Source organism: Streptomyces sp. NBC_01232, from assembly GCF_035989885.1.
Classification (GTDB): Bacteria; Actinomycetota; Actinomycetes; order Streptomycetales; family Streptomycetaceae; genus Streptomyces.
The window spans coordinates 1,364,602-1,377,411 of record NZ_CP108518.1 but is presented as its reverse complement, the minus strand read 5'-3'; the positions used below and the strand labels follow the sequence as shown (position 1 = coordinate 1,377,411).

At 73.1% G+C, this 12,810-nt stretch carries 2 protein-coding genes; both read left to right on the top strand.

The window, feature by feature from the left end:
* The first annotated feature begins 35 nt into the window (after positions 1-35).
* Positions 36-11,093 (top strand): non-ribosomal peptide synthetase, encoded by an 11,058-nt coding sequence (locus OG444_RS06540; protein WP_327261229.1) that lies wholly within the window; start codon positions 36-38, stop codon positions 11,091-11,093.
* Positions 11,080-12,780 (top strand): ABC transporter ATP-binding protein, encoded by a 1,701-nt coding sequence (locus OG444_RS06535; protein WP_327261228.1) that lies wholly within the window; start codon positions 11,080-11,082, stop codon positions 12,778-12,780. The genes OG444_RS06540 and OG444_RS06535 overlap by 14 nt, the downstream gene beginning before the upstream one ends.
* Positions 12,781-12,810 lie beyond the last annotated feature (30 nt).

The following is a 12,810-nucleotide window of genomic DNA, read 5'->3' as shown; positions in this document are numbered from 1 at the left end:
ATCGATATCGATCTGGAAGGGGCGTTGAGCCTTCGATGACGGAATCGACCGCTCGTCTCGCGCTGCTCTCCCGCACGCGCCTGGCCGACGTGCGCCGGCGATCCGGCGACTACTCCGACACCACCATCGCCCACGCGTGTGCCGTGGGGCTGGCGTACTGGGCGACGGGCCGCAGCCCCGAAGGCCTGGAGCTCACCCCCGGCACGCTGTTCGCGGACATCCTCGGCTGGGCGGACAACGGCGGCGCCGGGCCGGTGGGCTGGGAGGTCGGCGCGGACACCGCGGGCGGCCGGAGCATCCGCGTCCCGCAAGGCGTCGTAGAGGCTGACGCGCAGCTCGCGCTCGACGACCTGGCCGACTTCCCGGACCGGCCCATCTCCACCATCGGCCCGTCCAGTGTCGCGGCGAGGCTCGAGACGCTGGCCCGGTGGAACGACACCGGGGCGGACCGGGTCCGCCCGACCGTCGTGGAGATGTTCCGCGAGCAGGCGCGCCTGCGGCCCGACGCCGTCGCCGTCGTCGACGAGCACCGTACGCTGACCTACGGTCAGGCGGCTGAGCTCTCCGCCCAGCTGGCCCACTACTTGATCGAACGCGGCCTCACCGCCGAACAGGTCGTCGCCATCTCGCTCGACCGTTCCGCCGACATGGTGATCGGCCTGCTCGGCGTGCTCCAGGCGGGGGCCGCGTTCGTACCGCTCGACCCGCAGTGGCCCGCCGCGCGCCGGTCCGTCGTCATATCCGACGCCCGTGTCGTCCTCCAGCTCGGCCGCACGGCCCAGCACACGCCGGACGAACCGGAAGCCGTGCCCGTCGACCTCGGCGACTGGCGGTTCGGCTCCTACCCGGGGGAGGGGACCGGGGTCACCGTCCCCGGCGACGCCCTCGCCTACGTGATCTTCACGTCCGGCTCGACCGGCCGCCCCAAAGGCGCGATGATCCGCCACGAGGCGATCAGCGAGCGCCTGTTGTGGCAGGTCGAGGAGATCCTCGGCTTCGGCCACGACGACGCCTCGCTGTTCAAGGCCCCGTTGTCCTTCGACATCTCCATCAACGAGATCTTCCTGCCACTGGTGTGCGGCGGCCGGCTGGTGGTCCTGCGCCCCGGCGGCGAACGCGACCCGCACCACCTGCTGAGCGTCATCGCCGAGCAGCGCGTCACCTTCACCTACCTGGTGTCGTCCATGCTGGACGTCCTCCTGGAGATCGCGGGCGACTCCGGGCGGCTGGACAGCCTGCGCCACGTGTGGTGCGGCGGCGAGGTGCTGACCCCGGAGCTCTACGAGCGCTTCCGCGCCCGGCTCGACATACCCATGTACCACGGCTACGGCCCGGCCGAGACGACCATCGGCGTCTCGCACGTCGTCTACCGGGGCGCGGCCGAACGCCTGTCGACGTCGATCGGCAGGCCCAACCCCAACACCCAGCTCTACGTGCTGGACGACGAACTGCGCCCGGTCCCCGTCGGCGTCGGCGGCGAGCTGTACGTCGGAGGCTTCCTCCTCGGACGCGGCTACGTGGGCGCCCCCGCCCTGACGGCCGCCCGATTCGTCGCCAACCCCTTCGCCGCGGACGGATCCCGGCTCTACCGGACCGGCGACCTCGCCCGCTTCGCCCCCGACGGGTCGCTGGACTTCCTCGGCCGCGCCGACAACCAGATCAAGATCCGTGGCATGAGGCTGGAGATCGAGGACGTCGAGGCCGGTCTCGCCGAGCACCCCGCGGTACGCCACACCTGTGTCGTCGCGAAGAAGAACACGGCGGGCGGCACCTACCTCGTGGGCTACGTGATCCCCTCCGCCGGCAGCGAGGACCTGCGCGCGGACGAGGTCAAGGACTGGGCCACCGGGCACATGGTGGAGTACATGGTGCCCGCCCACATCGTCGTGATGAAGGAGTTCCCGCTCACCGCGAACGGCAAGCTCGACCGCGGCGCCCTCCCGGAACCCGCCACCGGCGCGGGCGCGCTCGCCCCGCCCACCACCGAGAACGAGCGCCTGGTGTGCGCGGCGGTGGCGGCGGTGCTGCGGCGCGACGCGGTCGGCGTCGACCAGGACTTCTTCCAGCTCGGCGGCGACAGCATCCTGGCGATCTCCCTGCTGAGCGCCCTGCGCGAGGCCGGTCTCCACGTCACCGCGCGCCAGATCTTCACCCACGGCGTCGTCGGCGCTCTGGCGGCGGTCGCGGACCGCGAGGCCGCCGCCGTGGACCACGGCGACGTCGCCACCGGCACCGTCGTGGGATCACCCATCGTGCAGTGGCTCGGCGAGACCACCGATGCCGTCGACGGCTTCGTGCAGTCGGTGGTCCTCAACACCCCGCCCACCCTGACGGCCGACGCGCTCGACGCGATCCTCACCGCCGTGGTCGCCCGGCACGACATGCTGCGCGCGAAACTGGTGCGCGGCGACCGCTGGAGCTTCGAGATCCCGGAGGCGGACCGGGCCGTGGCGGGCTGGCAGGAGAGCGACCGGCCGCTCGACGAGTGCGTCGCGCTCGCCACCGGCGAACTGGACCCCGAGGGCGGCGTGATGCTGCGCGCCGTCTGGCGCCGCGAGGCACGCCAGCTGGTCCTCGTCGCCCACCACGTGGTGATCGACGGCGTGTCCTGGCGGATCCTGATGGAGGACCTCTCCACGGCGTGGCGCTGGTTCGTCTCGGGCGCGCCGATCGACCTGCCGCCGGTCGGCACCTCGTTCCGGCGCTGGACCCAGCTGCTGGGACACGCCGGGTTCGACGCGGACCGTACGCACTTCCGGCGCGCCCTGCCGGGGGAGGACGCACCGCTGGGCCGGCGCGCGCTGTCCGCCGCCGACACCGTCGCGCGGGAGCGGACGACGACCGTATCGGTCGGCGCCGACGTCACGGCCGCGCTGCTCGGCGAGATTCCCGCGAGGTTCCACGCGGGCGTCAACGACGTATTGCTGACCGCCCTGGCCGTCACCCTCGCCCGGTGGCGCCGCGACCTCGGGCAGGAGCAGACGTTCGCGCACATCGAGCTGGAGGGCCACGGCCGCGAAGGACGGTACGTCGCGGACTCCGCCGGCTTCGAACCCGAACTGTCGCGGACCGTGGGCTGGTTCACCACGCTCTTCCCGGTGACCGTCGACCCCGGAACGGCGACGGACGCGGCCGCCGGCCCCACGGATCCCGCATACCTGGTCGCCGCCCTCAAGGCCGTCAAGGAGGACCTCGCCCGGGTGCCCAGCAACGGCGTCTCCTACGGTGCCCTGCGGTACCTGTCCGACACCGCGTTCGCCGCGCCCGCACCACAGGTGCTGTTCAACTACCTGGGCCGCTTCGACGCGGGCTCCTCCGGCGACTGGGAACTCGCGGGCACCACCGGTCAGTTGGGGGAGAAGCGTGACCCGAAGATGCGCCTGCCGCGCGCCCTGGAGTTCAACGCCATCGCCGAACCCGCTTCGGCCGGCGGCGCGTACGAACTGGTCACCACCCTGTCCTGGCCCGACGGGCTGTTCGCCGACGAGGACATCGAGACCATCGGGCGGTACTTCCGGGAGGCCCTGTCCGGCCTGGCCGCACTGGCCGCACTCGACCGGAGCGGCCACTCGCCCAGCGACTTCACCCTGTCGGCCCTCACCCAGGCCGACGTCGACGAACTCGACGGCCCGGCCCTGCGGGACGTCCTGCCGCTGACCCCGCTCCAGGAGGGCCTGTACTTCCACTCGGTCTTCGACGACGACTCCGCGGGCAGCTACGTCGAGCAGCAGCTCCTGACCCTCGACGGCGACGTGGACCCCGACCGGCTCGCGGCCGCGGCCACCCGGTTGCTCACCCTGTTCCCCAACCTGGCCGCGCGTTTCGTGGCCCTCGCCGACGGCCGGGTGGTCTCCGTACTGGAGGGCGGGGTGCAGGCCCCGTTCACCACCCTGGACCGCCCCGGCATCACCGACGACGAGATCCGCGAGCACGCCGAGCGGGACCGCCGCGCCGGGTTCGACCTGGCGAGCGGCCCGCTGATGCGGTACACGCTGATCCGCGCCGGCGCCGGCCGCAGCGTCCTGGTGCAGACCGTGCACCACATCATCGCCGACGGCTGGTCGGTGCCGCCGATGCTGCGCGCGCTCCTGGCCGAGTACCACGCCCCCGGGACCGTGTACCCGATCGGGGGCTTCACCGACTACGTGCGCTGGCTCGCCGAACGCGACGAGGACGAGAGCGACCGGGTGTGGGGCGAACAGCTCGCCGGGCTGCCCGGCCCCTCGCTGGTCGCCGAGGGGCACACGCCGTCCGACCTGTTCGCCGACACCGCCCTCGCGGCCTCCGCCGACATCGACGAGGCCGCCCGGACCGCCGGCGTCCCGCTGAGCGTGGCCGTGCACAGCGCCTGGGCGCTGACGCTGGGCGGCCTCCTGCACGGCAGGGACGTCGTCTTCGGCTCCACCGTCTCCGGCCGCGACGCGGACGTGCCCGGCATCGGCGACATGGTGGGTCTGTTCATCAACACGGTCCCCGTGCGCGCCCGGTGGGAGGCCGCCACCACAGCGGAGGGCCTGCTCGCCTCGGTGCGGGAACATCAGAGCACGGTGCTGGCGCACCAGCACGTCTCGCTGGCGCGCATCAGCCGGCTGAGCGGCGCCGGCCCGCTCTTCGACACCCTCGTGGTGTTCGACGTGGCGACCGACGTCGCAGCCCTGCGCAGCCCCGAGGACACGCTCGTCATCACCGACATCGTCAACGAGGGAGCCCCGCACTACCCGCTGACCCTCGTGGTGGAGCGCGCCCTCGACGGCCGCCCGCGCTTCAACCTGATCCACGACGGCGCGCTGCTGCGGGAGACGAGCGCGCGGGAGATCCTGCACACGTTCACCCGTACCCTCACCGGCCTGCTCACCCGCCCCGACGCCCTGGTCGACGACCTGGCGCCCGCGGGCCTCCAGGCTCCCGCGGAGATCACCCCGACGACCCTGGGCGCACTGTTCGACGCCGCCGCGCACCGGGATCCGGCCGCCACCGCCGTCACCCAGTGCGCCCTCGACGGCGGTGCCCGGTCGCTGACCTACGGTGAACTGGCCGCCGCGAAGGACGAGCTGGCCTCGGCCCTGCGCGCTTTCGGTGTCCGGCCCGGCGAACGGGTCGCCGTCGCGGTTCCGCGCTCCCTGGAACAGGTCGTCGCCCTGGTCGCGATCGTCACCGCGGGCGGTGCCTACGTACCGCTGGACCTCGCCTACCCGGACGGACGGCTGGAGTACATCCTCGCCGACGCGGCCCCGCAGGTCGTGCTCGTGGACCGGGAGCACCGGGACCGCTTCACGGGGCTGCTGGCCCGGGCGGGCGTGGCGGCCCGCGTACTGGTCCAGGGGGACGAACCCGCACCGGGGGACGCCCAGGGCGGGGACGTCCGGGACACGGACACCGGGGACACGGCCGGGCCCGGGGCGGACTGGCACGATCCCGCGTACGTGATCTACACCTCCGGTTCGACCGGCCGGCCCAAGGGCGTCGTCGTCCCGCACTCCAGCGTGGTGACCCTCCTCGCGAACACGGAGCCCGACATGGACTTCGGCCCGCACGACGTGTGGGTGCAGTTCCACTCGTACTCCTTCGACTTCGCCGTGTGGGAGCTGTGGGGCGCTCTGGCGCACGGCGCCGAACTGCTCGTGCCGGAGTACGGCCTGACCCGCTCCCCGGTGGACTTCCACCGCCTGGTGCGGGAGCGCCGGGTGACCGTCCTCAACCAGACGCCGTCGGCCTTCTACCAGTTCATCGAGGCCGACCGGCACGCGCAGGAGCCGCTCACCGCCCTGCGCCGGATCATCTTCGGCGGCGAGGCGCTGGACCTCGGGCGGCTGCGCGGCTGGGTGGAGCGGCACGGCGCCGCCTCGCCCGAACTGGTCAACATGTACGGCATCACCGAGACCACCGTGCACGTCACCCACCGGGTCCTGACCGACGAGGACTTCCGCCCCGGCGACGACGCCAGCCCGATCGGGGGCCCGATCCCCGGCCTGGTCGTCCACCTGCTCGACGACCGGCTCCGGCCGGTCCCGCCGGGCCGGGTGGGCGCCATCTACGTCGCCGGCGACCAGGTCTCCCTCGGCTACCTGGGCCGGCCGGCCCTCACCGCGGGCCGGTTCGTGGCGGACCCCTTCGCGGGCGACGGCTCCCGGATGTACCACACGGGCGACCTCGCACGCCGAACGCTCGACGGCGAGCTGGAGTTCACCGGCCGCGCCGACGACCAGGTACAGCTCAAGGGCTTCCGCATCGAGCTCGGCGAGGTGGAGTCCGCGATCCGGGAACTCGACGGGGTCGTCGACGCGGCCGTCACCGTCGCCGGCAGCGGGGACCACCTGGTCGCGCACGTCGTGGGCCGGGTGTCCGGAGACCTCGCGGACCTCCTGTCCACGAAGCTGCCCGTCCACATGGTTCCCGGCCTGGTCCTGCCGGTCGACGCCCTCCCGCTGACCGTCAACGGCAAACTCGACCGCAAGGCCCTGGCCGCACGCGCCGCCCCGCAAACCACTCTGGCGCCCGCGACGGGCCCCGGGACCGGGTCCGGTTCAGGCTCTGCGACCGGCTCTGCGACCGGCTCCGCGCTCACCGCGCTGGTCGGCATCTTCACCGAGACCCTGCCCGGTACCGCCGTGGACGGGGACAGCGACTTCTTCCGGGCCGGCGGCGACAGCATCCTCGCCATCACCGTCGTCAACCGGGCCAGGGCCCTGGGCCTCGGGATCGCCCCGCGCGACGTGTTCCTGCTCAGGACCCCGCGGGCACTCGCCGAGCACCTGGCGACGAGCACCCCGCGGACCGCGGCGCCCGCCGCGCCCGCACCCCAGGAGGACGGCCCGCTGACGCCGACGCCGATCATCCTGCGCCAGCGCGAACTGGGCGGATCCCTCGCCCGGTTCGCCCAGGCCCGGAGCCTGGTCGCGGCGGAGGGCACCGGCTTCGCCGACGCCGAACGCGCCGCGAACGCCGTGGTCGCCGCGCACCCCGCGCTGCGGCTGCGGCTGAGCGCCGAGCACGGGGTGTGGGCGCTGCGTACCGAACCCGCCCGCGCGGTCACCGTCGTACGCGGAGACGGGTCCAACGGCGCCGACGGGTCCAATGGCGCCGACGCGTCCGACGCGACGGCAGCGGCGAACGAAGCCGCCGGCCGGCTCGACCCCGGCGCCGGGGACGTCATCGCCTTCACCTGGCTGGAGGCGACCCGGACCCTCGTCGTCACCGCGCACCACCTCGCCGTCGACGCCGTGTCCTGGCTGGTCCTGCTGGACGACATCGACACCGCCCTGCGCAGCAGGCCGCTCGCACCGCCGACCACCCCCTACGCCGCGTACGCGCAGGCCCTGGCCGACCGGGCCGCCCGGGAGACCGACGGCCTCGGGCACTGGATCACCACCCTCCAGGCACCCCCGCTGCTGCCCGCGGCGCAGGGGCTGCGCCGGACCACGGTCGTGATCCCGCCCGAGGTCGGCGACCGCGTGACCCGCACCGCGCCCGCCGCCCTCGGCGTCGGCCTCACCGAGCTGTTGTGCGGCGCGCTGCGCACCGCCCTGACCCGCGTCCAGCCCACGCCCACCGATCTCGCGATCGAGCTGGAGCGGCACGGCCGCGTCCCGGTGTCGTCCCACCACGACTACACCCGTACGGTCGGCTGGTTCACCTCCATCGCCCCCGTGCGGCTCACGGCGCACACCGACCCCGTCGCGGCGGCCCGCGAGGTCGCCGAACGCCAGCCGGACGAGCGCGCGCACGCCGCGTACGGCGGGCTGCGCTACCTCAACCCGCAGACGGCCCCCCTGCTGACCGCCCGCCCGCAGGTCCTGTTCAACTACCTCGGCCGGGGCGACGAGTCACAGGCGCTCCACGTCACCGGCGGCGACCAGGGCAGCCCCTACGCCGTCGAGGTCAACGCCTGGACCGACGCCGCCACCGGAAGCCTGCACGCGGTCTTCACCCTCGCCGAGGGCATACCCGACGCGATCACCGGGCACTGGCGCGCCGCACTGGAACACATCGCGGACGCCTCCACGACGGCCGAACGCACCGCGCCCGTCACCCCGCTCCAGCGCGGCCTCTTCTTCCAGGCCCAGCTGGCCGGACCGGCCGGACACTACGTCGCACAGAGCTGGTTCACCTTCGACCGGCGCCTGGACACCGACGCCCTGGCCGAGGCGATGGCCTGGGTGATCGCCCGGCACCCGGTCGTCGGCGCCGGCTTCACCACCGACGACGACGGGAACGCCGTCCAGGTCCTGGGCGCGGGCCGGCAGGTCGGTGTCCGTACCGTCTCCCTCGCGACGGACGCCGAGGTGGACGCCCTGCTCACCCGGGACCGCGACACCGGATTCGACCCGGGCGAGCCGCCGCTGATCCGCCTGACCGTGGTGCACCTGCCGGGCGAGCGCGACGGCCTGCTGCTGAGCTACCACCTGCTGCTGTGGGACGGCTGGTCCCGCGAGATCGTGCTGCGGGACCTGTTCGACGCCTACGAGGCCGCCCTCGCGGGCGAGCTGACACCCCCGGCCCCGGCCACGCCCGGCTTCGAGGAGTACGCGCGGGCGCTCGACGCCAAGGACCCGGCCGTCTCGGAACGCTTCTGGGCACAGCACCTCACCGGCCTCCCCGGCCCCACCCTGCTCGCCGGACCGACGCCGGCCCTGGTCGACGACCTGCCGCGCACGCTCGTGCACGCGCTCACCGCCGAACGGTCGCAGCAGGTGCGGGAAGCGGCCCGGGCACACGGCGTCACCCTCAACACGGTACTGACGGGCGCCTTCGGTCTCCTCCTGGGCGCACACACGGGCCGCGCCGACGCCGTGTTCGGCGTGACCGTCTCCGGCCGCGAGGGCGAGGACCTGTCCGAGGTCGTCGGCGTGCTGCTCAACACCGTGCCCATGTGGACACGGGCCCGGCCGGACGACACCGTCCGCGACTACCTGACGGCCGTACAGGCGGCCCGGGTCGAGGCGATGGAGCACGAGCACCTCGGACTCGGTGAGATCCAGCGGGCCGGCGGACACGACACCCTGTTCGACAACCTCTTCGTGCTCCAGAACTTCCTGGACATGGACGCGTTCGCCGAGATGAACGCCCGGCACGGCATCACCGCCGTCCGCGCCGACGACTCCACGCACTACCCGTTCACCTGGGTCGTCACGCCCGGCGATCGGCTCACCGTCAAACTGGAGTACCGCGACCACGACACGGAGGCCGCCCGAAAGCTCCTCGACGACTACCTGGACGTCCTCGGGCACCTGACCCGGTCCGCCGGGCTGCTGGGCGCACTGCCGGGCCCGGGTCCCGAGCCCGAGGCCGGCCCGCGCACGGACGTCGGGACGGACACCGTCGTCGACCGGTTCGACCGGGCCGCCGACCGGGACCCGCAGCGGATCGCGCTCGTCGCCCACGGCCGGACCATGACCTTCGGCCGTCTGCGGGACCGCAGCCGTGAGCTGGCGGGCGTGCTCGCCGCACGCGGCATCGGACCCGAGCGGACGGTGGCCCTCGCGATCCCGCGCTCCCTCGACTCGATCGTGGCGCTGTTCGCCGTCCTGCGCGTGGGCGCCGCGTACGTGCCGCTGGAGCTGGACCACCCGGACGAGCGGATCGCCGCCATCGTCGCCGACGCCCGACCGGACGTGATCCTCACCGTGAGCGCCGTGTCACCGCGGCTGACCGGTGAACTGATCGAGCTGGACCGGCCGCTGCCCCGGGCCGATCCGTACGTGACCTTCGCGCCGGACGACCCGGACCGCCTGCGCCACCCCGCCTACACGATCTACACCTCCGGATCGACCGGGCGGCCGAAGGGCGTGGTGACCGAGTACGCCGGACTCACCAACATGCTGATCAACCACCAGCGCCGGATCTTCGAGCCCGTGCTGAGCGACCACGACCACCGCGTCTTCCGCATCGCCCACACCGTGTCGTTCGCCTTCGACATGTCGTGGGAGGAATTGCTGTGGCTCGCCGACGGCCATGAGGTGCACATCTGCGACGAGGAACTGCGCCGCGACGCGCCCCGCCTCGTCGAGTACTGCCTGGAGCACGGCATCGACGTCATCAACGTGACGCCGACCTACGCCCAGCAACTGGTGTCCGAGGGCCTGCTCGACACCCCCGGGCGGCGGCCGGCACTGGTCCTGCTCGGCGGCGAGGCCGTCACCCCGACCCTGTGGCAGCGGCTCGCCGAGACGGAGGGAACCGTCGGCTACAACCTGTACGGACCCACCGAATACACCATCAACACGCTGGGCGTGGGCACCTTCGAGTGCCAGGACCCGGTGGTGGGCGTGGCCATCGACAACACGGACGTGTACGTCCTGGACCCGTGGCTGCGGCCCCTGCCCGACGGAGTTCCCGGCGAGCTGTACGTGGCGGGCATCGGCATCGCGCGCGGCTATCTCGGGCAGCCTGCCCAGACCGCGGACCGGTTCGTCGCCTGCCCGTTCGGCGCCCCCGGCGAACGCATGTACCGTACCGGCGACCTGGTGTCGCGGCGGCCCGACGGGAACCTGGTGTACCTGGGCCGCACCGACCAGCAGGTCAAGATCCGCGGGCACCGCGTCGAACCGGGCGAGGTCGAGGCCGCCTTCGCCGCGCACCCGGCGGTGCGGTTCGTCGCCGCCGTCGCCCAGCCCGACCCGCAGGTCGACGGCGCGTACCGGCTGGCCGCCTACCTCGTACTCGACGGCCCGGACGGCCCGGACGGCCCGGACCTGGCGGCCGTCGCCGCCGAGGTGGGCGCCGGACTGCCCGACTTCCTGCGCCCGACGCACTACGCCCGGGTCGACCGCATCCCGCTGACCGTGAACGGGAAGGCCGACACGAAGGCCTTGCCGGACGCCAGGCCGCTCGGCACGCTGACCACGGCGGGGGAGCGCGGCCCGCAGACGCAGACCGAGACCACGGTGTGCGAGTTCTTCGCCGAAGCACTCGACCTGGACGACGACGAGGTGAGCGCGTTGAGCGATTTCGTGTCCCTCGGAGGGCACTCCATGCTGGCGGTGCGGCTGATCGGCCTGCTCCGCCGGGAGTACGGTCCTGTGATCACGGTCCGTGATCTGTTCACCCTGCGAACCCCCGAGATGATTGCCCGCCACCTCGATGAAAACTCCTGACACGCAGCGGCCCCGACCGGGGTCCGACATCCTCCGGACGGCCCTGCGCCGCAACGTCGGCGCCATGACCTGGGGCACCGTCCTCATGGGTCTCTACCAGGCCGGTGAGACCGCCTTCCCCATCGCACTCGGCCTGATCGTCGAGCACACGATGCAGGACCGCAGCCCCGGGGCGCTCGCCCTCTCGATCGGCGCCCTGGCCGTGATCATCACGACCGTGTCCCTGTCGTGGCGGTTCGGCATGCGCATCCTGCAGAAGGCCAACACGACCGAGGCGCACCGCTGGCGGGTGCAGGTCGCCGACTGCGGCCTGCAGCCGGTCGCCCGGGACGCCGGCCTCAAGTCCGGCGAGGTGCTGACCATCGCCACCGAGGACGCCGACCAGACGGCCGACATCATCGAAGTGGTGCCTCTGCTCATCAGCTCCCTGGTCGCGGTGCTGGTCGCGGCGGTCGCGCTCGGCCTGGCAGACATCCGGCTCGGCCTGCTGGTGATCGTGGGAACCGCCCTGATCCTGTCGATCCTGAGCGTGATGTCCAAGCGGATCGGCTCCAGCACCCGGGAACAGCAGGCCCGGGTGGCCCGCGCGGGCGCCAAGGTGGCCGACCTCATCACGGGCCTGCGCCCGCTGCACGGCTTCGGCGGCAACCACGCGGCCTTCCGCTCCTACCGCAGGGTCAGCACGGAGGCGAAGCACCAGGCGATCACCGTGGCCGGGGTGAACGGCGCGTACGCGGGCACCGCGGCGGCCCTCAACGCGGCGCTCGCCGTGGGCGTGACCCTGACGGCGGGCTGGCTGGCCTTCAACGGCCGGATCACGGTCGGGGAGCTCGTCATGGCCGTGGGGCTCGCCCAATTCATCATGGAACCGCTGAAGATGTTCTCGGACATGCCCAAGTACGTGATGATGGCCCGCGCGTCGGCCGAGCGGATGGCGCTGGTGCTGGTTGCGCCACCGGTGGCGACCCCCGGCCCGGAACGTCCGGCCGCGGGCGGTGTCCTGGAGATCGACTGCGTCCGGTACGGGACCCTGCACGAGCTGAAGTTCCAGGTGCCGGCGGGCGAGTTCGTGGCGATCGCCGCCTACCAGCCGCGCGCGGCGGCCGACCTCGCCGCGATCCTGGCCCTGAAGGTCCCGCCGAAGGCGTACGAGGGAGCGGTGCGGGTCAGCGGGGAGGAGCTGGCCGCTCTGTCGATCGAGGCGGTCCGCGAGCACATGCTGGTCAACCCGTACGACGGGGAGATCTTCGCGGGCACCCTGCGTACGAACATCGATCCGTCGGGCACCAGCCGCACGGTCGCCGAGGCCGTCGCGGCGTCCATGCTGACCGACGTCGTCGCCCTCCACCGCGAGGGACTCGACCACGGCGTCCGCGACCGCGGCGCGAACCTCTCCGGCGGACAGCGCCAACGGCTGTCCCTGGCCCGCGCCCTGGCTGCCGACAGCGACATCCTCGTCCTGCACGATCCGACCACGGCCGTCGACGCGGTCACCGAGCAGCTCATCGCACGCAACATCGCGGAGCTGCGCCGGGGCCGCACCACCGTCGTGATCACCAGCAGCCCGGCCCTCCTGGACGCCGCCGACCGTGTCCTCGTCCTGGACGAGGGCGTGATCACGGCCGAGGACACCCACCGCAACCTCCTCGCGGGAGACGCGGAGTACTGCCTGGCGGTGGCCCGCTGAGCCCGAAGAGATCCGAAGGGCCGGTTCAAG